16 protein-coding genes are annotated in these 24,447 nt (G+C 67.9%); 7 read left to right on the top strand and 9 right to left on the bottom strand.

Annotated features, from left to right (window positions below; all coding sequences use genetic code 11):
• Window positions 1-89: 89 nt before the first annotated feature.
• From BLQ75_RS17710 to BLQ75_RS17685, 6 genes are all read left to right on the top strand, one after another.
• A complete protein-coding gene (locus BLQ75_RS17710) occupies window positions 90-1,316 on the top strand; it encodes a DNA sulfur modification protein DndB (RefSeq protein WP_170837554.1) in 1,227 nt (408 codons plus the stop codon).
• Window positions 1,317-1,691: 375 nt separating this feature from the next.
• The gene (locus tag BLQ75_RS17705) at window positions 1,692-2,453 is read left to right on the top strand and encodes a DUF4190 domain-containing protein (RefSeq protein WP_092603786.1); all 762 of its coding nucleotides are present in this window, start codon (window positions 1,692-1,694) and stop codon (window positions 2,451-2,453) included.
• Between the two features lie 839 nt (window positions 2,454-3,292).
• Complete coding sequence (locus BLQ75_RS17700) at window positions 3,293-6,214, top strand: hypothetical protein (RefSeq protein WP_092603784.1); 2,922 nt, start codon at window positions 3,293-3,295, stop codon at window positions 6,212-6,214.
• Window positions 6,211-11,028 carry a DEAD/DEAH box helicase gene (locus BLQ75_RS17695; protein ID WP_092603782.1) on the top strand — a complete coding sequence of 1,606 codons (4,818 nt, stop codon included), beginning with the start codon at window positions 6,211-6,213 and terminating at the stop codon, window positions 11,026-11,028. Before BLQ75_RS17700 ends, BLQ75_RS17695 begins: the two co-directional genes overlap by 4 nt.
• Window positions 11,029-11,035: 7 nt before the next feature.
• The gene (locus BLQ75_RS17690) at window positions 11,036-12,610 is read left to right on the top strand and encodes a sigma-70 family RNA polymerase sigma factor (protein ID WP_092603780.1); all 1,575 of its coding nucleotides are present in this window, start codon (window positions 11,036-11,038) and stop codon (window positions 12,608-12,610) included.
• Between the two features lie 103 nt (window positions 12,611-12,713).
• Window positions 12,714-13,244 carry an NADAR family protein gene (locus BLQ75_RS17685; RefSeq protein WP_092603923.1) on the top strand — a complete coding sequence of 177 codons (531 nt, stop codon included), beginning with the start codon at window positions 12,714-12,716 and terminating at the stop codon, window positions 13,242-13,244.
• A gap of 140 nt (window positions 13,245-13,384) precedes the next feature.
• On the opposite strand, the gene BLQ75_RS17680 is transcribed toward BLQ75_RS17685, so the two are convergent.
• From BLQ75_RS17680 to uvrC, 9 genes are all read right to left on the bottom strand, one after another.
• Window positions 13,385-13,738, bottom strand: a complete 354-nt coding sequence (locus BLQ75_RS17680; protein ID WP_092603778.1) for an RNA polymerase-binding protein RbpA — start codon at window positions 13,736-13,738, stop codon at window positions 13,385-13,387.
• Between the two features lie 100 nt (window positions 13,739-13,838).
• Entirely contained in the window at window positions 13,839-14,075 is a 237-nt protein-coding gene (secG, locus tag BLQ75_RS17675; protein WP_043574635.1) for a preprotein translocase subunit SecG, read from the bottom strand.
• Between the two features lie 318 nt (window positions 14,076-14,393).
• Window positions 14,394-15,185 (bottom strand): triose-phosphate isomerase, encoded by a 792-nt coding sequence (tpiA, locus tag BLQ75_RS17670; RefSeq protein ID WP_092603776.1) that lies wholly within the window; start codon window positions 15,183-15,185, stop codon window positions 14,394-14,396.
• Window positions 15,182-16,384, bottom strand: coding sequence for a phosphoglycerate kinase (locus tag BLQ75_RS17665; protein WP_092603774.1), 1,203 nt, complete (start codon window positions 16,382-16,384; stop codon window positions 15,182-15,184). The genes tpiA and BLQ75_RS17665 overlap by 4 nt, the downstream gene beginning before the upstream one ends.
• 84 nt (window positions 16,385-16,468) lie before the next feature.
• Window positions 16,469-17,479: a type I glyceraldehyde-3-phosphate dehydrogenase gene (gene gap, locus BLQ75_RS17660; protein WP_043574628.1), complete on the bottom strand. Its 1,011-nt coding sequence runs from the start codon at window positions 17,477-17,479 to the stop codon at window positions 16,469-16,471.
• Window positions 17,480-17,924: 445 nt separating this feature from the next.
• Window positions 17,925-18,941: a DNA-binding protein WhiA gene (gene whiA / locus BLQ75_RS17655; RefSeq protein WP_092603772.1), complete on the bottom strand. Its 1,017-nt coding sequence runs from the start codon at window positions 18,939-18,941 to the stop codon at window positions 17,925-17,927.
• Window positions 18,932-19,930: a gluconeogenesis factor YvcK family protein gene (locus tag BLQ75_RS17650; protein WP_092603922.1), complete on the bottom strand. Its 999-nt coding sequence runs from the start codon at window positions 19,928-19,930 to the stop codon at window positions 18,932-18,934. The genes whiA and BLQ75_RS17650 overlap by 10 nt, the downstream gene beginning before the upstream one ends.
• A 203-nt stretch (window positions 19,931-20,133) precedes the next feature.
• Window positions 20,134-21,012 (bottom strand): RNase adapter RapZ, encoded by an 879-nt coding sequence (gene rapZ, locus BLQ75_RS17645; protein WP_092603770.1) that lies wholly within the window; start codon window positions 21,010-21,012, stop codon window positions 20,134-20,136.
• A gap of 3 nt (window positions 21,013-21,015) precedes the next feature.
• Window positions 21,016-23,250 (bottom strand): excinuclease ABC subunit UvrC, encoded by a 2,235-nt coding sequence (gene uvrC / locus BLQ75_RS17640; RefSeq protein ID WP_092603768.1) that lies wholly within the window; start codon window positions 23,248-23,250, stop codon window positions 21,016-21,018.
• 457 nt (window positions 23,251-23,707) lie between these two features.
• Here uvrC and BLQ75_RS17635 point away from each other — a divergent pair, with 457 nt between their 5' ends.
• Window positions 23,708-24,409 (top strand): hypothetical protein, encoded by a 702-nt coding sequence (locus BLQ75_RS17635; RefSeq protein ID WP_092603766.1) that lies wholly within the window; start codon window positions 23,708-23,710, stop codon window positions 24,407-24,409.
• Window positions 24,410-24,447: the final 38 nt, after the last annotated feature.

The following is a 24,447-nucleotide window of genomic DNA, read 5'->3' as shown; positions in this document are numbered from 1 at the left end:
GCTTTCAACGCGGGCGGTTGTCAGACGATCGCACCACCCAGAGCTGTTCCACGAGAGAGGCCAGACCCGCTTCACGAGAGAGGAACGCCATGTCCATCCCCATGCCCACCAGCGAAACGGAGGGCATCCGGCTGCACGTCACCCCGTTCCGCCCGGACGCGGTGATCGGCGCGCTCGGCCTGCCCACCCTGCTGCAGCTGGTCCCCTCACCGAAAACACAGGAGAACCAGCAGGCGCTCAAACACGCCTCCGGCACACTGCGCAGGCACGCCGAGGTGCGCGGGCTGGTGCAGCGGATGCTGCGATCGACGAGCAAGGGGCGCAACGTCGCCTCCTACGCCGGTTACATGGCCGCCGGAGTGAAAGGCGATCTGGGGGCCGCGTGGTCGACACCCCCGGTCACGCTCTGGCTGGGATCCCAGCTCGCCTCGATCGGTGAGGAACTCGTCGCGGGAACCGGCATGCGAACGGTGTCCATCGCCCCCGGCTCGCCCGTGGTGGCCATCGACGGCGAGACGCAGGTCGCCGCCTGGCACGAGCTCTACGACTCACCCGAGCGCTACGGGCTCACCATCGATGAGCTGAACCGGGTACGGGTGCCCTTCGAACTGTTCTGGGGCCTGGACGTCAAGGAGGCACGGCAGATCTTCTACGACCGCAACGTCGAGGGCATCACGGTCGCCAAGAACCTGGCCATGTCGATGGACCAGCGCGACTTCGGCACCCGGCTGGCCCACCTGGTGATCGACGCCGTGCGGGTCGAACGCGACGGCGAGTCCGTGCCGTTCGGCAAGTTCGTCGAAACCCGCGGCAGGCAGCTCAAGGCTTCCGCGCCCGAGGTGGTCACCCTCTCGGCGCTGCGCGTGCTGGTGGTGTGCACGCTGTTCGGCAGGGCGGGGCTCACGCGTTCGGGATCGACCCTGCGGGACGAGGAACTGCCCGAGGGAGTCACCGCCGAACAGGCCACCCGCAGGCTCGTGCCGCTGCTGTCGACGGTCATCTCGACGCTGCGGGAGCACTTCCTCGCGCGCTCGGCCGTGTCCGCCCCGGCGGTGCTGGCGGGCATCGGCATCGCGGCGCACCAGGCGACCGGCTGGGCCACCACCGGGGGCACGCTCACCGAGGACGAGCTGCTCCACCTGCTGTCCACAGTGCGCTGGGAACGCGAAGCCAGGTACTGGCACGGCGTGGCGGCCAGCGCCAACGCCAAGGGCACGCTGAACTTCGCGGGCGGCGCCAAGGACGCGGGAGGCCGGGTGGCCGACGCCATCGTGCATCCCGAGAGCCAGTACGGACGAAGGATCCGAGGCCGATAACCAAAGGTGCTCAGTTCCGGTTGGCGCGGGACTCACTTGGCGGAACCTCTCGCGGGCTCTCGCTGCGGGTGCCCCGACATCGAGTAGTTACTACACAACGTCGGAGCCGTCCTCGCGAGAGCACCACGAGAGAACCCGCAGCGGTGCGGGCCGCGTGGGTAGTCGTTTCGGCGCCGACGCGCCGAAGGACCGCCAAACGGCAACGCATCCGACTCACGCACCGGGGATACGGGCGTGGCGCCGTTCGTAGTCGCGCCTCGACGGCGGTACCGCCCACCGGTCGACGGTACGGAATAAACCTCGATTCAACACATCGTGTTCGCCAACGGACGCGTCCTCCGACGGATGGTCCGCATCGAATGAAAGGAAAACGAGATGACCTACACGCCCGTTCCACCGCAACAACGCAACGGAAAGTTCTCCGGCCTCGCAGTGGCGAGCCTGGTGCTGGGAATCATCGGCACATGCGGATCGATAGTCCCCATCCTGAACAACCTGACCGCCGTAGCCGCTTTCGTGGGCGTCGTCCTGGGTGTCATCGCCCTGTTCGGCACCAGGAAGGTGATGGCCGGGATCGGCACCGGACTGGGCGTACTGGGGATCGTGGTCACCGTGGTGGTCCAGGTCGCACTGGTTCAAGGCATCGATAACGCTGTGAAGGAGGCTGGGGCCGCCAACAGCGAACCAGCGGTGACCTCACGATCCAACAACAACTCGGGTTCCTCCTCCGATTCCGGATCATCCGAATCGCCCAAGAAACTCGGGTTCGGCGAGAAACACACCTGGCGCGGAGGAGAGACGATCTCCGTCTCGCGACCGAGTCCCTACACCGAGAGCAACCAGTTCCTCCAGCCGGAGGCGGGCAAACGATACGTCCAGTTCGACGTCCACGTGGTCAACAACGGCGACGACGAGTACAACGTCGCTTCGGTGAGCATCACAGCCCAGCACGCCGGAAAGGTCGCCCAGCAGAACTACACCGCCGGTGACCAGCTGCCGAACACCGAACTGCCACCGGGAGGCGACGTCACCTACACCATGGTCTTCGAGATATCCGAGGAACCGGGCGAGCTGCAGGTCAGCGTGCAGCCGAACGCGTTCGCCGCGAACACGGTCTACTTCGCGGGCGAGGTGTGACCGGTGCGAACCATCGCTGTTATCCGAAAACAACCCGCGCGGACCGGGCAGTGAACTAGACTGCCACGAGGCAAACCAGCGCCGGGTAATCACTTTCGTCGTGGTCTCGGGAAACGTGTTCCCGCCCCTCGAATCCCGAGCCATCACGAAACCAACGGGATCGCTCCGGCACACCGACGTAACCATCCGGGAAAACCTTGCGATTCAGGGACCGCCTCAGCGAACTCATGGCCGACCTCCGGAAACTGTTCCGGACCACTGGGGACGAAGAATCGCCCAGTACGGAACCGCACCGAGGGCGATCACCGAATTCCCCTGACGAGGTTCGAACCGACGAGCCCGCTCCTTCCCCCGACTCCCCGGACTCGCATCCCACCCAACCGATTCCCGTAGCGGTCATCGAACCCCGCCCCCCAGCCCGACACCCGATGCACAGCACAGCGCTTCCCGAAACGTCCTGCCCTCCCAGCGAACCATGCCCGCCTAACGAGCCACATCCACCCAGTGATTCACGCGCACCCGGCGAGCGGTCACCCATCATCCCTGAAACGGTTCCGGTCTCCGTCGATCCTCCGGAATCCTCTCCGAAAACGGTCACAGCACCGGCCAAGACCGATGTCCGCCCCTCGGTGCGGCGTTACACGCTCCGAGGGGTGATCCCCTTACCGGACACGACTGACGAGACTCCGACGACCACGGACATCGCACCAGCGGAAGAACCGGCACCGACCCTGCCCGCGCTGAAACTGCTCGACGACAGCGAGCGTCGCTGGCGGAACACCCCGCACGCGGCACGGGCAACGGAAAACCCCATTTCAGGGAAACATCGCCGGAATCTGGTGCTTGTCGCACTGCACGCCTACGAGCGGCTTCGCGCCGAGCACGCCACCGACTCCGATCCGGGTACCGTGTTCCGGCGCTGGCCGTACTGCACCGTGGTCACGCTGGTGCGGCTGGTCGCCGACTCACCCGATCCCGGCGAGCCACGTGGCGCGCTTTCCCCACCGGCCGTCGAAACGGCACTGGGTCCGGCAGCGGAAACACCCGTCACGATCGACGCCGACACCTGGCTACGCGCCTTCGCCGCGGCCTGGCACACCCTGACCGAACGGGACCGGAACGAACTCACGGCACACCCCGACGAGCGGCACACCACCGCTCTGGCCGCGCTGCTCTCGACAGCTGGAACCGGTGAACCACAGGCGGCCACTTTCGAGGCGGGGCTCGATCCGGATCGGGGCACGGTGGTGCTGACCTCCGACGCGACATTGCCGCGACTGTGGCGCGTTCGAGCCGGAAGCGCCGTGTGCCCATCGGTCGAGAACCACTGGTTGGTGACACGACCCGTCGAGACGGTGGAGTGCCGCGATCCTTTCGGGCAGTCGCAGTGGGTGCCGCTGGTCAGTCCGGACGACCCGCTGTTGGTCTTCGACACCGAGGGTGCGCTCATCCCGTCGGGAGAACCGATCCCCGCTGGGGAGGTGTGGCTGCTGCATCGGGGCGAACCGGGGCCGGGGTGCTTCGACGGGAAACGGCACGTGCTGGAGGAACTCGCACCGCCGAACGGCTGGTCCGGTTGGTGGCTGGGACGGGTACTGCTCGACGAGACCCGGGGCGTGCGTCCCGGGATCGGCGACGGCAGGGCCGGCACGCGGTTCGGTACCTGGCGTACCGTGAACCTCGCGACACACGCCGAGTTCACCTTCGACGCCCCGGTTCCGACGCTACGCGACCGGGATGGGGACTCGGTTCATTCCGCCGCGCCGGTCCTGCACCTCACCGGCGACGACACCCAGCGGTGGACGGTGGAGATCATCGGTGATACCCCCGGGCAGAGCGCCTCGTGGGAGGTGAACGCGACGGACGGCCCGGTGGAGCTGGACGAACTGATGCCCCGCTCCGCCATGGGACGGTTCCGGATCCGAGCGGTCGACTCCGGCGGGCAGGCGAGCAGCACCACATTCACCCTCGTAAAAGGCCTCGGTGCCACCCCCACTCCACGGGTGCGGATGCTCCGGGAAACGGGACAGCTCTACCGAGCGCGGGTTTCGATCCGCACCCCGGAGAACGTCCTCGCGGTTCCGGAAACCGTTCAACTGCGCGAGAGCGCCCGCAGCGGCGCGGTTGAGCTGCGCACGGCCGACGAGACGCGACGGCTGACGCTGCGCGTGGAACCCGAGCACGCCGCGATGCGGAAACGGCTGGGCACGCACAACCAGGACTGGGGAATCAACCGGCTGCACTACACCCTGGGGCAGCTGTCCGAGAACGCGTGCCTGGATCTCTCGTTACCCGAGGTGATACGCGAGGCGCACGAGGGGAGTCCCGTACTGCTGGCCCACGACGGGAGCGACACGCTGCAACAGCTGCGTGGACAGCGGCTGCCCGCCAGCGATGTGATCCGCTACAAACTCGCCGGACTGATCGACACCGTACGCGCGCACGGCTCGCTGCGGCTCCGACTGGACCTGCCCGGGCAGGGGGTCGAGCTCGCCACCGTACGGCTACCGAAACCGGCGAGTGGAGTACGGAAACAAGACGCCCGGCTGCTAATCACCGAGCGGGCGACTCGGGAACGGCTGCGGGTGCGGGTGGACTGCCCGTACACGCCCTGGCGACCCACACACACCGTCGAGCTGGCCGCCTCCGAGGACACCGTCCAACTGCCGCCCCGGTTCGATACCGAAGCACCACTGCTGGTCACGGTGCACCATTCCTGGGCACAACCGAACCGGACCGGCGGAGTCACCCCCTCAGAAGCGGGAAGCGTCTTCCGTGTGGGCGACGAGAGCCGGATTCCGGAACTCGCCGAACCGGTCGAGCAAGAAACGGCGGGCTATCTCGCGGGGCGAGGATCGCTGCCCCGCACCACCACGGCGTTACCGCTGCTGTGGGCCTCGGCCGCGCGGGCCGAACAACTACTCGAACCGGCGTCGGGGCGCACCACGGCAAAGGAATGCGCCATGAGGCTGGGGGACGATCCCGTGGCCTCGTTGCTGGCCAGTTCCGACAGCGGAACGAGCGCGCGCGATCTCATTCCGGTTATCGTACGGTCCGGAATCGCCGCACACGCCTCGCGCCATGTGGCCGATCCCGAACGAGTCCGCTCCCTCTGGACCAGCAGACCGCTACCCGCGCTGCTGCTGACCGGCCCGTTGTTGTTCTACCGCACCGGATCGACGGGCTGGCAGCAGGACGAACTGGACACGACGGAAACCGCACTGCTGGACACATTTGACCAGCGGTGCGCGCCGCGAGCACTCGAACTGCTCACCGGCGACCGCACCGATCCGGACGAGAACACACCCCCGCTGCTGGGCGAACAGACACCCGAGCACCCCACCCCGAGCGGCGAACTGACCCTCACCGCGGAATCGCTCGACGAACTGCGGAACTGCCGGAACGAGCTGCGACGGTTCATCTACCGCAAGCGATATCCCGAACTCTTCGAGATCGCCTCGCGACGTCGCACCGCCGATCCACATCCCGACTTTCCACTGGAACGGCTGTCCCTCGAACTGGCCCTGACGGCGCGGCTGGCCGCACAGCGGGACCGCGACGCGGCGGCGGTCGAACGACTGGTGCGCCACGGCTGGACCCACCTCGCCGAACTCGCTCCCGATCGGGTCGCCACCGATCTGGTGCTCGCCGAGTTCCTGACGGTGGCACACCAGGCACGGCAGGAGCAGCGGGCGCGGCAGGAACAGCAGTCGAACGAAACCTCTCCGACACCACAACACAGCAGAAAGAACCCTTCGTGAACCGATTCAACCCACTGCACGCCAGCGCACAGATCAACGAGGCATACCGCCGCTACCTGCGTTCGCTGCTCCCACTGCGGGACTCCGCACTGGCAGGCGCACTCGACGAAGCCATCACCAGCAGCCCCCTGCTGTCCAACGGCCCGTTGCTGGAAGCGAACCCGAGCTACGAGGCAGGCGCGGACATCACCGAGCTGATCGCGGAAGGAGTGCTGCCCGAGTCCTTCCTGGATTTCACCGGACCGGAGCTGCCCGCGAATCGACCACTGCACCGGCACCAGGAGAACGCGGTGCGGAAAGCGCGAGCGGGACGAAATCTCGTGGTGGCCACCGGGACCGGCTCCGGAAAGACCGAGAGTTTCCTGCTGCCCGTCCTGGCGCACCTGGCCGAACAGCGAGCGGCGGGAACGCTCGGTCCCGGGGTTCGAGCTCTGCTGCTGTACCCGATGAACGCGCTGGCCAACGACCAGATGAAACGACTGCGCAGACTGTTGGCCACGATTCCCGACGTCACTTTCGGCCGCTACACCGGCGACACCCACGAAACCAAATCCAAAGCCGAGGAGCACTTCCACCGACTCAACCCGGGCGAGCAGCGGCTACCCAACGAGCTGCTCAGCAGGGAGGAAATGCGCGCGGCACCGCCGCACCTGCTGCTGACCAACTACGCGATGCTGGAATACCTGCTGCTGCGCCCGCAGGACACGGAGTTGTTCACCAACACCGACTCCTCCCACTGGCGCTTCGTGGTCGTAGACGAGGCGCATGTCTACGACGGAGCCAAGGGCAGCGAGCTGGCGATGCTGCTGCGCCGACTGCGGAACCGAGTCGGTACGACTGACGAACCGCGCGCGATAGCCACCAGCGCCACCGTCGGAGCCGAGCGTGACCCGAAGGCGGTCACCGACTTCGCCACCCAACTGTTCGGACTTCCGTTCGACTGGGCCCCCGAGAATTCGGATCGACAGGATCTGGTCACCGCCGTGAAACCCACGCGGCTCACGACGGCGGTCGAATGGGGACCATTGCCACCGTCGAGCTATGCCGGACTGCTGGCGACGGACGATCCACGAACCGAGCTGCTGCGCACCGCGCGCGAACACGGCTGGGAGGGAAACGACGCCGCCGAAGCGCTGCGATGCGAGGCACGGCTGCGACGATTGCACGAGCTGCTCGACGAACACCCGCGACCGATCCGGGACATCGCCGCGGAACTCGTCCCCGAACAACACGGCGACGAGGCCACCGAGACCGCCACAGCTCTGGTCACGCTCGCGGGAAGTGTGCACGACTCGGATCGGACCCCGGTGCTTTCCACCAGGTTCCACTTCTTCGTACGCGCCACCGAGGGCGCGTTCAGCTGTCTGGGAACCGACCAGGAGCAACATCTGAGCCTGAGCCGCCGGGAGCGGTGCGAACGCTGCCCCAGGATGGTGTTCGAGCTGGGAGGCTGCCAGCGGTGCGGAGCAGTGCACCTGCACGGTGCCATGAACAAAAGTGGACGGCTGCCGCGCCACGTCCCCTGGCGGGCGGGAGTGGACCACCGGCACGCCTGGCTGCTGCTGGAGGATCACGACAGCGCGGACCCCCGGCACGTGGACGAGGACGACGCACTGCTGGAGGAAGGAAAGACCACCGAGGACAGTCCGTACCACCTGTGTGTCGGTTGCGGATCGCTGCACCAGGGCACCGCGAGCGAATGCCCGGTCGACGAATGCCCGGGCACCGAGCTGCGCCCGGTGCGACTGATCCACTCCCAGTCCGGAGCGCTGGACCACTGCCTGGCCTGCGGAGCTCGGGGCAGTGGACTGATCCGGCTGCTGGAAAGCGGCGCCGAAGCGGCAACCTCGGTGCTGGCCACCTCTCTGTACCAGGCGCTGCCGCCGGACACCAGCGACGAAACCGTGAACCTGCCGGGACAGGGGCGCAAGTTGCTGTTCTTCAGCGACAGCAGGCAGACCGCCGCCTACTTCGCCCCCTATCTCAAGGACACCCACGAGAGCCTCGCGCACCGCGGACTGCTGCTGTCGAGTCTGCGCGGCTGGGACGAGGCGAAAGGCGAACCCGCCACGATCGAGGACCTCGCACACCGGACAGCCCGGACGGCCGACAACGCCCGGGTCTTCGAGGAGGACACCTCCCGCAATGAACGCAAACGGTTCGCCGCACTGTGGACGATGCGGGAAGTGATCAGCTACCACGACCGCCAATCCCTGGAAGGCGTGGGCCTGCTCCGAGTGGAACTGGCACGCAAACCCCACTGGCGGCCCCCACGGCGGTTGCTGGAACTGGGGCTCACCCAGGAGGAGAGCTGGAACCTGCTACAGGAACTGCTGCGCACACTGCGCACCCAGGGTGCGGTGGACATGCCGGAGGACGTCGACGCCGACGACGAGGCGTTCGCACCTCGACGCGGGCCGATCCACGTGCGTATGTCGGGTTCCGACGCCAAGCGGAAAGTGCTGAGCTGGCTGCCGACATCCGGTACCAACCGGCGCCTGGACTACCTGACCCGAGTGCTACGACGGATCGGCAGCGATACGGACCCGCGTAAGCTGCTGGAAGAGCTGTGGCAGGACCTCACCCCGACGAAGAGTAGTGACGGTCCTTCGGACTGGTTGCGCTCCGAGACCTTGCCCCGACTCGGCACGGTACACAGGATCGACCACCGCAAACTGCGGCTGCGGCCGGTGCGTGAGTCGGAGCGGTTGTTCCGCTGCGACCGCTGTCGTCGCATTCTCGGCTTCGACGTTCACGGTGTCTGCCCCACCCTGCGCTGTGACGGGACCCTCGAACCCTGGTACCGACCAGCCGAGCACGAGGAGCGTGACCACTACCGGCACCTGTACCAGAAGTCCGATCCGGTCCCCATGAGCGTGCAGGAGCACACCGCGCAGTGGAGCAACGAGAAGGCCGCCGAGATCCAGGGCGAATTCGTCCGGGGCGAGCTGAACGCGCTGTCCTGCTCCACCACGTTCGAACTCGGCGTGGATGTCGGCGAGCTACAAACGGTCGTGCTGCGCAACATGCCACCGACCACGGCCAACTACGTGCAGCGCGCGGGCCGGGCCGGTCGACGTGCCGACTCGGCGGCGCTGGCGCTGACATACGCACAGCGGCGTTCGCACGATCTGTTCCGCTTCAACGAACCGGAGAAGATGATCGCGGGTGAGACCCGGCCACCCGTGGTGCCGCTGGAGAACGCACGCATCGACCGCAGGCACGCCCATTCGGTGGCACTGGCCGCGTTCTTCCGAACGATGAAGCAGCGACACGGGGAGAGCTGGCGCACGGCGGGCGAGTTCTTCCTGCCGCCGGATCCCACGCCGCCGGATTTCGTGCTGCCCGTCGCAAGGCTTTCGGAGTTCCTCGATCCGGTGCCGAACTCGGTGCGTGCCAGCCTGGACGAGATCCTGCCCGACAGCGTGCACCGGGAGATCGGCGTGGCCACCGACTCCTGGGTCACCGAACTCGAACGGCTGCTGGAAAGTACCCGCCGGGAACTTCGCCAGGATGTGGCCGCTTTCGAGGAGCGCAGGGAAGAAGCGGTACGGCAGCAGAACTACCGGGCTGCCGAACAGTACAAGAAAGTACTCGAAACGCTTCGGAAGCGCCCGTTGATCAACTTCCTGGCCACCCACAATGTACTGCCCAAGTACGGTTTTCCGGTCGACACCGTCGAACTGCGCACCGACCACGCGAGGGGCGGACGGAAACCCGATCTCGAACTGACCAGGGATCTGAGCATGGCCGTCAACGAGTACGCACCGGGATCAGAGGTCATCGCCGGTGGCAGGCGGTGGACGTCGGGAGGAGTGTACCGCCTGCCGGGGCGGGATCTGGTCAGCCGACACTACGCGGTGTGCGAAGCGTGCGGCCACTACCGGGAATCCGTCGAGCCCCCGGAGGCCGAGTGCCCCGCCTGCCACACGGTCCGCACAAACAAGGCACAGCAATACGTCGAACCCTCATACGGATTCGTCGCCTCCAAGCACACCGAGCAGAAGGCGAGCCAGGCCCCCAGGCGTTCATGGACGGGCACCACCTACATCGTCGACTCGCACGCGGACGTCGAGGAGGACAGCGTCACCTTTCCCAGCGGGGAGATACTGGGCTGGCGCGCTGGGACGCGCGGGAGGTTCGTGGTCATCAACGAAGGCCCGAACCACGCTGGTTTCCAGTTGTGCCAATGGTGCGGATGGGGACAGCCCGTGGGGCCGGACAAGCCCCCCAGACCACACCGCCACCTGCTCAAGGACGGCGACTGTGACGGTCCGCTACGCAGGTCCTCACTGGCACACCGCTACGAGACCGATTTCGTCGAGTTGCGTTTCCCGCCGATGCTGCTACTGGACCACGACCAGAACGCGCTGCGCTCGGCGCTGTACGCACTGTTGGAAGGAGCGGCCGTAGCGCTGGAGATCAGCCGCGACGACATCGACGGCACGGTGCACCGCGGTGAGGACGGCGTGCCTTCGCTGGTGCTGTTCGACACCACGCCGGGCGGTGCGGGCAGCACACAACGCATCGCCCACGGTCTCGTGGACGTGGTACGCGCCGCCGCGAAACGTATGCACGACTGTGAGTGCGGACCGGAAACGAGCTGCTACGGCTGCCTGCGGGGATTCCGCAACCAGCGCTACCACGAGCTGCTCTCACGCGGGGCCGCGCTGCGACTGCTGCACGAGTTCGTTCCCCTCACGGAAAACGCTGCCTTGAAGGGCGCTGTCCCGGAGAACGCGGTCACCAACAAGACAGGCCGGAACGGCACCTTGCCGGACAGCTTCGCACCGAACGACGCCACAGCGAAGTGAGACCGCCATGCACAGCACCGAGACCGACTCCCCGGACAGGGGCGCGACCTCTCGTGACGCGGCCGTCGTCGCGCTGCGTGAACTCGCCGCACAACGCGAGCTCGGCTTTCCCGACGTACAGTCAGTGATCCGCGATTTCGGCATCCCGCGAGCGGAATTCCGATCGCTGCTCAGCGAACTGGTACGAGCCGGTATCCCACTGCCCGCGGCACTGGCGGGGCAGGAGGTATCGGCCCCCGCTGGTCCCCGTCCCGAAACGACTCCTCGACCGGAATCGACCTCCGGTTCGGAAACCGCTCCCCATCCGGATCGGCGGAGCCGATCGTACGGCCCGAATCGGAGCGGGGCGGGGGTCCCGAAACCGCGTACGGAGCTCGCGCTGCGCGGGGACGAGGTGCTGGACCTCTCGCGGATCTCGCTCGCCGACCTCGGCATCGTTCCCACCGAACAGCGGTCCGGGGAGGTCTCGGACGAGCGGGAAGGAAACGAGGTGAAACCGGCGTCGACATCAGCGCAGGCGAGTGCTCCGACACCGGCCCGGGGATGGATGTATCATCCCGAAATTCCCGCGCAGCGGCCTCCCGAGACGCGTAAGGAGGACCGTTCCGAATCCTCGGGTCCCGTTGACTTTCCCAAGGATTGGGTGTGGCGGTACCGCGAGAAGATCTCGAAATACGAGCTGCTGTCGGCCGAGCGGGAGGTGGAACTCGCGAAGACGATCGAGGTCGGACTGTTCGCCGAACAATGTCTGGAGCAGCGGGCGGAGAACGATTCACAGGCGCGGGAACTACGAACACTGGTTCGCCAAGGCAGGGACGCGTTCGACGAATTCGTCAACGCCAACCTGCGATTGGTGTTTTCCAACGCCCGAAAATACCAAGGACACGGTCTGGATCTGGCCGACTTGGTGCAGGAGGGCAACCTGGGGCTGCTGCGCGCGGTGATGAAGTTCGACTATCGGCAGGGCAACAAGTTCTCGACCTATGCGACCTGGTGGATCCGGCAGGCCATCACCCGGGCGCTGGCCGACCAGCCCCGCATGATCAGGTATCCGGTTCACGTCATGGAGCGGCTGAACCCTGTGCTCGCGGCGATCGAGACGCTCCGCGGCTCCGATGCGGTGGTCGAATACTCAGCCGTCGCCGAACGGCTCGAAACCTCCGAGGAGGAAGTGCGGCGGCTGCTGACCGAACTACCCACGAGTACTTCGCTGGAAGGACTGCTGGAGAAGCTGGACACGGTGACACTGCACGAAGCGGCGGAACGCTACCGGGATCCTATCGAGCCGGATCTGTTCGGCCTCGAGATCGAGGACGTGGAACGGGCGTTGGGATGGTGCGAAGACCGCGAACGCGACATCCTGCGGCGGCGGCACGGTTTCGTCGGGGAACCGGCCACGCTCGACACCATCGGGCAGGAGTACGGGCTCACCCGGGAACGAATCCGCCAGATCGAGAGCAAAGCGATCAAGAAGCTCAGGCGGTTCACGCCGTCGCTGTACGACGAGACACCGCCGCACGGCGGGGCGGAATCCGAGAACGCCAAGAGCGCTACCGCCCCTGCCGAGGACGAGGGAAAGTAGCATCATCCACGTGTCCATCAACGAGCCCGCCACGCACGAGCACAATGACGCAGCGACCGGCTCGGCGCGCCGCCCGCGCGACGTCGCCGAGCTGGTCGAGCGAATGCGGTTGGGCGTGCGGACGAAGTTCGTGTTCTTCTGGGGACATCGTCCGGAGCGGGACGGCAGTCCCGGCCGGGGCTGCCTGAGTCAGTGGTGGCCCGCCCCATTCATCGCGCACGATCGTGTCTTCGCCACCGCAGAGCATTACATGATGTGGCGCAAGGCACGGCTGTTCGGCGACGAAGAGATGGCGGAACAAATCCTGGCCGCCGAGCACCCGCACCGCGCGAAAACACTGGGCCGCGAGGTGCGCGGCTTCGACCAACGACAGTGGGAGCGGGAACGGTTCGCCGCCGTGGTCACGGGCAACGTGGCGAAGTTCGCCCAGCACGAGGAACCGCGCCGCTTCCTGCGCGACACCGGCGATCGGGTGCTGGTCGAGGCCAGCCCGCGCGACAAGGTGTGGGGCATCGGCCTGGCCGCCGACGATCCGGCGGCGGACGATCCGGAGCGGTGGCCGGGGCTGAACCTGCTCGGCTTCGCGCTCATGGAAGTACGCGAAACGCTGCGCGAGCACGGGCCCATCGACTAAAACCACCCCGTCGGGAGCGCCACGGACTCTTCGAGAGCACCCGCGACGGAAACGAGCGGAGCCGGAAGCGGCCCCGCGGCGAGAAAGAAACCGCGGCGGGAAGAAGCGGCAGAAGGTGGCGACGGCGGAGTGCCGCCGGCTCACTCCTCGGAACGGCCGCGCTGCTGCCGCAACTTGCGCAGCGCCTCGTCCAGCAGCCGCATCCCGTCGGCGTCGCTGCGCCGTTCCTTCACGTAGGCGAGGTGGCTCTTGTACGGCTCGTTGCGCTTCGGCGGCGGTGGGTTCTCGCGGTCACGACCGGCCGGAAGGCCGCAGTGTGAGCACTCCCAGGTGTCGGGGACCCGTGCCTCCATCGCGAACGAGGGTTCGGTCAGGTGCCCCTTGTCACACCAGTAGGCGACCTGCTGTCGGGGAGCCGAGTCACCACGATCGATCTCGACACCGACCGGGCTCGACCCGATGCGCATGCCCCTTATCGCGTTACCACCAGTCATCCGCTTCTACCCACCGTTCCCAACCGTCGGTCGGACAGCCACCGTGCGGCCCGGGACCGCAGTACGACGCGGCCGGGAGACCCGGCCGCGCGCCTGGTCGTCAGCCACCCAGCTTGATCAGCAAGCCGGTGCCGATTATGGAGATCACCCACAGTGCGATGACGAACAACGTCATCCTGTCCAGGTTCTTCTCCGCGACGCTGGACCCCGCCAGGTTCGACTGCATACCACCGCCGAACAGCGAGGAGAGCCCGCCGCCCTTGGCCCGGTGCAGCAGCACGAGCAGCACCAGCAGGATGCTGGTCAGCAGGACCATGATCTGCAACAAAAGTGTCATAACGTCCTCGTTCGCACCACGGTTCGTGACAAGCCTACCGAACCGGCTCGCCGCCGTGGACCACCGTCGGCATCTTGGACTCTCGATTCGCCTCCGTCGGCTCGGTATTCCGCCGGTTTCTCGGCATTCCAGCTGCCGAACAACCGCTCTCGCAACCGGCACCGCCGCGGGTTCTCCCGCGGCGCGCTCTCGCGAGCAAGGCCCGACGTGGTGTAGTAACTACCCGATGTCGGGCCTCGGCGAAGCGAGAGCCGGCGGGAGGTTCCGCCAAGCGAGCCCGCACGAAAACCGACCGGACGAATTTCCACGGGAACGGGCTCAGGGGAGCGGCCCACCCGCCGCCAGCGCACTCATCTTGGCGAACTCGTCGCCGTTGAGGCTCGCACCGCCGACCAGCGCACCGTCCACGTCCTCCCGGCCCACCAGGTCGGAGATGTTGCTGGACTTGACCGAACCGCCGTAGAGCACGCGGATCTCCTCGGCGATCTCGGTGCCGTACTTGTCGGCCAGCGCGGCACGCAGCGCCCCGCAGACCTCCTGGGCGTCCTCGGCGGTGGCCACCTTGCCGGTCCCGATCGCCCAGACCGGTTCGTAGGCGATCACCGCGCGGCGCACCTGGTCCTGCTTGAGCCCCTTGAGCCCCTCGATGAGCTGGCTCGTGCAGTACGACACGTGATCGCCCGCCTCACGCACGTCGGAGCCCTCGCCCACGCACAGGATCGGTGACATGTCGTGCTTGAGGACCGCGCGGACCTTGCGGTTGATCAGTTCGTCGGTCTCGCCGTGGTGCTCCCTGCGCTCCGAGTGTCCGACGACGACGTAGTCGCAGCCGAGCTTGGCCAGCATGGGAGCGGAGACGTCACCGGTGTAGGCGCCGGAGTCGTGCTGCGAGACGTCCTGGGCGCCGTGCCGCAGCAACAGCTTGTCCCCGTCGATCAGGGTCTGCACACTGCGCAGGTCGGTGAACGGCGGGATCACGGCCACCTCGACCTTGTCGAAGTACTTCTCCGGCAAGGCGAAGGCGATCTTCTGAACCAGCGCGATCGCCTCGAGGTGGTTGAGGTTCATCTTCCAGTTGCCCGCCAGCAGCGGCTGCCTGGATTTGCTCATGCCCGACCCTCCAGTACTGCCACGCCCGGCAGGTCCTTACCTTCCAGGAACTCCAGCGATGCCCCGCCCCCGGTGGAGATGTGCGAGAAGCTGCGCTCGTCCAGTCCGAGGGTGCGCACCGCCGCGGCGGAGTCCCCGCCGCCCACGACGCTGAACGCCGAGGAATCGGCGATGGCCCGTGCCACACCCCGGGTTCCCTCCGCGAAGGCGGGGAACTCGAACACACCGGCGGGCCCGTTCCAGAACACCGTGCTCGCCGAGCCGAGGATGCCAGCGTAGCGCTCCACGGTACGCGGACCGATGTCCAGGCCCTGCCAGCCCTGCGGGATCGCGTCGGCCGGGACGACCTGCGTGTTGGCGTCGGCGGCGAACCGGTCGGCCACCACGACGTCCACGGGCAACACCAGCTTGTCGCCGTGCTCGTCGAGCAGCTGCTTGGTCGTGGCGATCTGGTCCTGCTGCAGCAGCGAGTCCCCCACGGAGTTGCCCATGGCCGCGAGGAAGGTGTATGCCATGCCGCCGCCGATGACCAGCTGGTCCACCTTGGGCAGCAGGGCGTTGATGACGCCGAGCTTGTCCGAGACCTTGGACCCGCCGAGCACCACCACGTACGGCCGGTTCGGATCGCCGGTCAACGTGCGCAGCACGTCGACCTCGCTGAGCACCAGCCCACCCGCGTAGGCGGGCAGCCTGGTCGCCACGTCGTAGACCGAGGCCTGCTTGCGGTGGACCACTCCGAAGCCGTCCGAGACGAAGGCCGCGGACTCGCCGACCAGCTCGACCAGCGCGTCGGCGAGCTGACCGCGCTCCGCGCCGTCCTTGCTGGTCTCGCGGGGGTCGAATCGCACGTTCTGCAGCACCGCGACACCGCCGTCGGCCAGACCGCCGACCACTCGATGCGCCGAGGCGCCGACCACGTCCTCGGCCAGCGCGACCTCGGAGCCCAGCAGCTCGCCGAGCCTGCGCGCCACCGGGGCGAGCGAGTAACGGGCGTCCGGTGCGCCCTCGGGCCTGCCCAGGTGCGCGGTCAGCACCACGCGGGCACCCGCCGAGGTCAACTTCTCGATCGTCGGGAGCGCGGCCCGGACCCGGCCGTCGTCGGTGATGGTTTCGCCGTCCAGCGGGACGTTCAGGTCGGCACGCACCAGGACGTACCTGCCCCGAACCCCCTCGCCGAGCAAGTCGTCGAGATTCTTCAAGCCTGTAGCTCCTCGCCAGGGATCACAAGGGGTGGTGGGACAGCTCGGCCCCCCGGGCCGAGCTGCCCGGGGGCCGGTGCGGCTTCAGGAGATCTTGGAACCGACGAGGTCGGCCAGGTCCACCAGGCGGTTGGAGTAGCCCCACTCGTTGTCGTACCAACCGACGATCTTGACCTCACTGCCGATGACCTTGGTCAACGGCGCGTCGAAGATCGTCGAGGCGGGGTCGCCCTCGATGTCGCTGGACACGATCGGGTCTTCGCTGTAGCGCAGGATGCCCTTGAGCTGACCGTCGGCGGCGGCCGCCTTGAACGCCTCGTTGACCTGCTCCTCGGTGGCCTTGGTCTTGAGCGTGGCGGTCAGGTCGGTGACCGAGCCGGTCGGCACCGGAACGCGCATGGCGTAGCCGTCCAGCTTGCCGTTGAGCTCGGGCAGCACCAGACCGATGGCCTTGGCGGCACCGGTGCTGGTGGGGATCACGTTCACCGCTGCGGCACGGGCCCTGCGCAGGTCCTTGTGCGGACCGTCCTGCAGGTTCTGGTCGGCGGTGTAGGCGTGCACCGTGGTCATCAGGCCCTGCTCGATGCCGAAGTTGTCGTTGAGGACCTTCGCCATCGGGGCCAGGCAGTTGGTGGTGCAGGAGGCGTTGGACAGCACGGTCTGCGTGCCGTCGTAGGAGTCGTCGTTCACGCCGAGCACGACGGTCAGATCCTCGCCCTTGGCGGGAGCGGAGACGATGACCTTCTTGGCGCCGCCCTCGTCCACGTGCTTGCGGGCGTCCTCGGCCTTGGTGAACAGCCCGGTCGATTCGACCACGACGTCGACACCGAGGTCCGACCAAGGCAGCTTGCCCGGGTCCTTCTCGGCGAGGATCTTGATGGTCTTGCCGCCGACCTTGATCCCCTCGTCGGTCACGCTGACCTCTTCGGGGACCTGGCCCAGCACGCTGTCGTACTTGAGCAGGTGCGCCATGGTTGCGACGTCGCCCAGGTCATTGGCGGCCACGACCTCGATATCGTGCTTGCTGGCAACTGCCGCACGCCAGAAGTTGCGTCCGATCCGGCCGAAGCCATTGATACCCACGCGAACGGTCACGCCGATCTCTCCTCGCGACTTACCCTGCCGAATCGTCGGCAGGTGGCGGTCATATGGACTCGTCATCGACCCTATCGCCCGACTCGTCCCGGTTACGAACGCGGGAGACGCCGCGCCTCCGGACGGCGGCGGGGTACTCGTCCCCTCGGCCGTCGCCGTGAAGCGCCGGGAGCACTCCGGGCGGCCGTCCGACATCGGGTTTCCCAGAAATCGGGACGGGTTGCCCCGGATCGGAGCGACACGGAACACGACTGTAACGATTCACAAACACCGGTGGAAATTCACTTCCACGAGTGAAGCGCGGTGAGCGCGAGAAAGCGCGCGCACCACCGCCTTCCCCCGAACGCATCATACGGCGCGAGTTCCACCGGGCGAAAGCCGATCCGGACGAGCGCGACCGGTGAAGCGGTCGTTCACCGGTCACTCGTGCGAGCCGTCCACCCGCTCAGTCGTGCTGCTCCTCCCGCAGCATTCCGTCCACACCGGACTCCAACAGTTCGGCGGTGACGGCGGACTCGGTGTCCGGCAGGTTCAGCTCCCTGGCTCGCTTGTCGGCCATGGCCAGCAGGCGCCGGATCCGCCCCGCCACCGCGTCCTTGGTCATCGGCGGATCGGCGAGCTGTCCGAGCTCCTCCAACGAGGCCTGTCGGTGCGCCAGCCGGAGCCTGCCCGCAACCAGCAGGTGCTCCGGAACCGAGCTTCCGAGCAGCTCCAGGCCGCGTTCCACCCTGGCCGCGGAAGCCACCGCGGCACGGGCCGAACGCCGCAGATTCGCGTCGTCGAAATTGGCCAACCTGTTGGCCGTGGCGCGCACCTCACGGCGCACCCGCCGCTCCTCCCAGGTCATGACGCTGTTGTGCGCGCCGAGCCGGGTCAGCAGCGCGCCGATGGCGTCGCCGTCCCGGACCACCACCCGATCGGCACCACGCACCTCCCGCGAACGGGCCTGCACCTCCAGCCTCCGGGCCGCACCGACCAACGCCAGAGCCGCTTCGGGCCCAGGGCAGGTGACTTCCAGCGCGGAGGAGCGCCCCGGCTCGGTCAGCGAGCCGTGCGCCAGGAACGCGCCCCGCCAGGCGGACTCCGCGTCGCAGATCCCGCCCGAGACCACGTGCGAGGGAAGCCCCCGCACGGGACGCCCCCTCGGGTCCAGCAATCCGGTCTGCCTGGCGAGCCCTTCCCCGTCACGGACGACGCGCACCACGTAGCGGGTGCCCTTGCGGAGCCCACCGGAGGTGATCACGTGCACGTCGGAGTGGTACCCGTAGAGCTCGTGCAGCTCCCGCCGGAGCCTGCGCGCCGTGGAACCGGAATCGAGCTCCGCCTCCACCACCACTCGCCCGCCGACGAGATGCAGCCCGCCCGCGAAGCGCAACAGCGAGGACACCTCGGCTCTGCGGCAGCACGCCTTGGTCGTCGGCAACCTGCTCAGTTCGTCTTTGACCGCCGCGGTCATGGCCACCGGTCCGTCCTCCTCTCCAGTGCCGCTGTCAGACTCGCCGCGAGAGCATCCGGGTCGTGCTTTCCGGAACCGGGTGCGGCGGCGACTCGATCAAGCAAAGTCTGCGCACCAAGTCCGCTCGCCGCAGCACGGAGCCGATCGGGCGTCGGCACCGCGTCGGAGTCGGCCAATACCGCGTCTACCCGCAGTTTCGGCTCGTGTTCGGAGATCACGTCGAGGTGTTGCTCCGGTGAGAAGTCCGCTGTTTCACCCGGTTGCGGGACAAGATTGAGTACCACGATCCGCTGAGCCGAGGTGCTGACCAACGCGTCGCGCAGCTCGGGAACCAGCAGATGCGGCAGCACGCTGGTGAACCAGGAACCGGGCCCCAGCAGCACGACATCGGCGTCCAGCACCGCTCGAACGGCTTCGGGAGCGGCACGCGGCGGATGCGGCCCCCCGTTGACCGCGTTGAGCCGGACCCGGCGCACCCGTCCCGGCGTGCTGGCGATGGCCACCTGCCCCCGGATCGTGCGCACCGCCCCGGGATCCTCGTCCAGGCCCGTGACGTCGGCCTCCATGTCCAGCGGCTCCACGGACATGGGCAGCACACGCCCCCGCACCCCCAGCAGGCCGCACGCCTCGTCCAGCACCGCTATCGGGTCGCCCAGCACATCCAGCAATCCGGCGAACAGCAGGTTACCCACCGCGTGCCCCGCCAGCGCGCCGTTACCGCCGAAGCGGTGCTCGAACAACCGGGCCCAGGTGTGACCCGAGCCGTCCTCGGCCGCCAGCGCGGAGAGCGCCTTGCGGAGGTCACCCGGTGGAAGCATGCCGAGCTCGCGCCGCAGCCTGCCGGAGGAACCACCATCGTCGGCCACGGTGACCACGGCCGTGATGTCGGGGGTTATCCGCCGCAACGCGGCGAGGCTCACCTGCAGTCCCCGTCCACCGCCGAGAGCGACGGCGCGCGGTCCGTCCGGCCGACTCGTCGTTTCGCTCGCCTCCACACTGCTCCTTCCCACCACTTCGGAACCCGATTCGCGGAGCCGCTTTCTCGGGCCGGTGCCCCACCGCCTCGTCTCCGGCGAATCGGAACGGGCGACTCCACCGACGACACACGCCGGGTGAGGCCCCGCCGGTGTGCGCGGCGAAGTGGCGGCGCGTCATCCGGTGCCGGACGCGGAACCGCTCCGTGCCGGTCCCGAAACGATCACTCGCGGCCCAGATCGCGATGGACCGTCTTGACGGTCATCCCGTCGCTCTCGGAAAGCCGCCTGGCCAGCTCCTCGGTGAGCACCACACTGCGGTGCTTGCCACCGGTGCACCCCATCGCGAGCGTCAGGTAGCGCTTGCCCTCGCGCTGGTACCCGGTACCGACCAACCGCAGCAGCCGCTGGTAACCGTCCAGGAACTCCTCCGCCCCCTCCTGTCCCAGCACGTAGTTGCGCACCTCGTCGTCGGTGCCGTCGAACTCGCGCAGCTCCGGTATCCAGAACGGGTTGGGCAGGAAACGGCAGTCCATCACCAGGTCGGCGTCCATCGGCAGGCCGTACTTGTATCCGAAGGAGAGCACGGTCACCCGTGTCCGGGTGCCGGCCTCGGTACCGAAGGCGTCCTCGATCTTGGTCCGCAGCTGGTGCACCGAGAGTCCCGTGGTGTCCAGCACCAGGTCCGCTTCGGCGCGGAGTCTGGACAGCAGCGAACGCTCGGCGGCTATGCCGTCGGCGAGCCTGCCCTCGCCCTGTAGCGGATGGCCGCGCCGCACCTGCTCGAACCGGCGCACCAGCACCTCGTCCGTGGCCTCCAGGAACAGCACCTTCGGCTTGTAGCCCCGCGCGTCGAGATCCTTGATCACCGAACCGAGGTCCTCGGTGAACGCCCGGCTGCGCACGTCCATGACCACGGCCACCCGCGTGATGGCGTCACTGGAACGCGCGCCCAGTTCGACCATGGTGGCGATCAGCTCGGGTGGCAGATTGTCCACCACGAACCAGCCCAGGTCCTCCAGGCACTTCGCCGCGGTGCTGCGGCCCGCCCCGGAAAGCCCGCTGACGACCGCCACTTCGATCCCGCCGTGTTCTTCGCTCACTGTTCAACCCCCTGCGGTAGCCTCGTCGCCCCTCGTTGACCCCGGGCCGGAGTCCCGGGCGCTTCCCCCCGACTCCGCGACGGTTCCCGAGGTGGTGCGTCCCCGTGGTTCGTCCGCGTCCGAGGACTCGTTCACCGTCGCCGCGACATCCGGCGCGGCGTCGGTCTCCCCGCCACCGGACAACGCGCCGTGCACCGCCTCGGCGGTCCGTCTGCCGAATCCGGGGACGGCGCTGATCTCCTCGATCGTGGCAGCCCGGATCTTGCGCAGCGACCCGAAGTGCTTGAGCAGTGCCTTCTTCTTAACCTGTCCCAGGCCGGGCACGGAGTCCAGCTCGGAGTCGGTCATCCGTTTGGAACGCTGCTTGCGGTGGTAGGCGACCGCGAATCGGTGCGCCTCGTCCCGCACCCGTTGCAGCAGGTAGAGCGCCTCGCTGGTGCGGGACAGCACCAGCGGTTCCGGCTCGGCGGGCAGCCACACCTCCTCCAGCCGCTTGGCCAGCCCGATGACGGCGACGTCGGTGATACCGAGCTCGGCGAGCTCGTCGGCGGCGGCGTTGGCCTGAGGAGCGCCGCCGTCGACCACCAGCAGGTTGGGTGGATAGGAGAACTTGCGGGGTTTGCCGGTCTCCGGGTCCACACCGGACGGGGGTTCGGCTCCGGACGAGCCGTCACCCTCGGAAGTGGTCTCCTCCCGCACGGTGACCGGGTCGTCGGCGTGCCGCCGCTCGGACTCGGCGACGGACTCGACGACGGTGGTGGCGTCCGGTCGCACCCGAGGCGGCGTCGGCTCCGCTCCCGCCGAATCGGCCCCGGTCTCCCGCAGGTACCGGTTGAACCGGCGACGGACCACCTCGGCTATCGCGGCGGTGTCGCCTCCGTCGGCCCCGCCCCGTACGGAGAACCGCCGATACTCGGACTTGCGCGCCACCCCGTCCTCGAAGACGACGAGCGAGGCGACCACGTCACTGCCCTGGACGTGGCTGACGTCGACGCACTCGATCCGCAGCGGCGCGCTGTCCAGCGCGAGCGCCTCCTGCAGCTCCTGCAGGGCGGCGGAGCGGGCGCTGATGTCGCCGGCCCTGCGCAGCTTGTACTGCTTGAAGGCCTCCCGGGCGTTGCTGCGCACCGTCTCCAGCAGCGTCCGTTTGTCACCGCGCCTCGGGACCCGCAGCCCGACCTTGCTGCCACGCAGCCTGCCGAGCCACTGCGCGACGGCCTCGGAGTCCTCGGGGAGCTCGGGGACCAGCACCTCACGGGGCACCGGCGTGCCCCCCGCGTCGGCCTGGTCGGCCAGCGCGGCCTGCTCGCCGTAGAACTGGGTGAGGAACTGCTCGACCAGTTCGGAGGTCTCGGTGCGCTCCACCTTGTCTATGACCCAGCCGCGCTGGCCGCGCACCCGGCCGCCGCGCACGTGGAACACCTGCACCGAGGCGGCGAGCTCGTCCTCGGCGAAGGCAGCCACGTCGGCGTCGGTGCCGTCGCCGAGCACCACGGCCTGCTTCTCCATCGCGCGGCGCAGCGCCTCCAGGTCGTCGCGCAGCCGGGCGGCGCGTTCGAAGTCCAGTTCCTCGGAGGCCCGCTCCATGCGCTCGCGCAGCCTGCGCATCATGGTGTCGGTGCGGCCGGACAGGAAGTCGCAGAACTCCTCCACGATGCGGCGGTGCTCGTCGGCCTCGACCCTGCCCACGCAGGGGGCGGAGCACTTGTCGATGTAGCCGAGCAGGCAGGGCCGCCCCATCTGGGCGTGGCGCTTGAACACACCGTTGGAGCAGGTGCGGGCGGGAAACACCCGCAGCAGCGTGTCGAGGGTCTCGCGGATGGCCCAGGCGTGCGCGTAGGGGCCGAAGTAGCGCACTCCCTTGCGTCGGGGACCGCGGTAGACGTGCAGCCGGGGGAACTCCTCGTGCAGGGTGACCGCGAGCACCGGGTAGGACTTGTCGTCGCGGTAGCGGACGTTGAAGCGGGGGTCGAACTCCTTGATCCAGGAGTACTCCAGCTGCAACGCCTCGACCTCGGTGTTGACCACGGTCCACTGCACTCCGGTGGCGGTGGTCACCATCCGCCGGGTGCGCGGATGCAGTGCGGAGAGGTCGGCGAAGTAGGAGGATAGCCTGCTGCGCAGGCTCTTCGCCTTGCCGACGTAGATCACCCGGCCGTCGCCGTCGTGGAAGCGGTACACGCCCGGCGAGTCCGGGATGGTTCCGGGAGCTGGTCGGTAGGTGGACGGATCGGCCACGCCCCCAGCCTACGTGCGCTTCCCACCCTCTTGACCAAGCCGGTAGGAGAATCCACAGCGGCACTCGTGTTGCATGGTCGGTTAGCCGTCACGTGAGTCGGCGCCTCGCGGCGTTGGGCCGGCTGGTGAGTAGCGACCTACGCGGCGAGCGGCCCGGCCTCGCAATGCATCCGACTCACGCACCGGGGACACGCACGCTGCTCAGCCCGCACAACGATGGTGCGACTCCGTGGCCCGGCCGTCATGGCGGCTCGCTCGGCGGAACCTCGCGCACGGCTCTCGCCGTGGGCAGACCCGACATCGAGTAGGTACTACGCCACGTCGGGTCTTCCCCGCGAAAGCACCACGAGAGAACCCGCAGCGGTGTCGGTTTCGAGGGTGTTAGGAGTTCGGCACACGGGAGTGCCAACCAGAATCGGGGCGACAGCGGCGCGGGGTCCGGGGAACAATTCGCGGGATGCGACTTCCGATCACGGTGCACCGGGCGCGGCTCGGCAAGCACTCCTACCGGGTGATCCGGCCCAGACCCACCCCGCCGAACGTGGTGCTGCGGGACTTCAGGAACCGACACGACGAGTACGACATCCGACTCGACGCCCATGCCGCTCACCGCATCGGGGTGGCCTGGCTGCTCGCCGCCCGATCACCGCGATCGCTGGTGCACATTCCGCTACGGGGCAGACCCACACCGGTCACGCCGCAGTGCTGGCCGCGATGCCTCGAGTGGTGTTGTCCGCCGGCCAGGGACGAACGGCAGCTGGACCTGCTGCTACTGCACCGCGGCCTGCAGTTCCGCCCGTCGCGCTGGAAGGAGGTACGTGCCCGGCTGGACAGCGGCAGACCGGAGACGGCCGAACTCCCCGCCAGCGATGCTCCGGACGACGAGGCGCCGCTCCCCTTCGAGGAGCACTGGATGGACCAGCACCCGCTGCGGCAGCACGTGTACGCGGAAACGCTGCTGCTCACCGGGAACGCACCGCTCTTCCGGGAACTGAGCACGCACTTCCTCGAACTCGCTACAAGAGCTCCCCGAATGCGTTCCCTGACCGGCAAGGCGCACCATTGCAACGAGCTCCGCTTCCACCAAGATCCCGACAAGGGCAGCCAGCTACACATCACCTACGCCGACCGGTGGTCCGGGACCGACATCGATCTCTGAGGAGTGGGCGGGCACCTCGCGCCGTGGCGCAGGCCCAC

The sequence above is a fragment of the Actinopolyspora xinjiangensis genome (assembly GCF_900104475.1).
Classification (GTDB): domain Bacteria; phylum Actinomycetota; class Actinomycetes; order Mycobacteriales; family Pseudonocardiaceae; genus Actinopolyspora; species Actinopolyspora xinjiangensis.
The sequence above is the reverse complement of the archived record's forward strand: the minus strand, read 5'-3'. Positions and strand labels throughout refer to the sequence as shown.

What these genes read in the sequence shown, in the direction of transcription:
- secG (WP_043574635.1), bottom strand. Translation starts at nt 14,075, where the DNA reads ATGACACTTTTGTTGCAGATCATGGTCCTGCTGACCAGCATCCTGCTG.
- BLQ75_RS17690 (WP_092603780.1), top strand. Translation starts at nt 11,036, where the DNA reads ATGCACAGCACCGAGACCGACTCCCCGGACAGGGGCGCGACCTCTCGT.
- tpiA (WP_092603776.1), bottom strand. Translation starts at nt 15,185, where the DNA reads ATGAGCAAATCCAGGCAGCCGCTGCTGGCGGGCAACTGGAAGATGAAC.
- BLQ75_RS17635 (WP_092603766.1), top strand. Translation starts at nt 23,708, where the DNA reads ATGCGACTTCCGATCACGGTGCACCGGGCGCGGCTCGGCAAGCACTCC.
- BLQ75_RS17680 (WP_092603778.1), bottom strand. Translation starts at nt 13,738, where the DNA reads ATGACTGGTGGTAACGCGATAAGGGGCATGCGCATCGGGTCGAGCCCG.
- BLQ75_RS17685 (WP_092603923.1), top strand. Translation starts at nt 12,714, where the DNA reads ATGCGGTTGGGCGTGCGGACGAAGTTCGTGTTCTTCTGGGGACATCGT.
- BLQ75_RS17710 (WP_170837554.1), top strand. Translation starts at nt 90, where the DNA reads ATGTCCATCCCCATGCCCACCAGCGAAACGGAGGGCATCCGGCTGCAC.
- BLQ75_RS17705 (WP_092603786.1), top strand. Translation starts at nt 1,692, where the DNA reads ATGACCTACACGCCCGTTCCACCGCAACAACGCAACGGAAAGTTCTCC.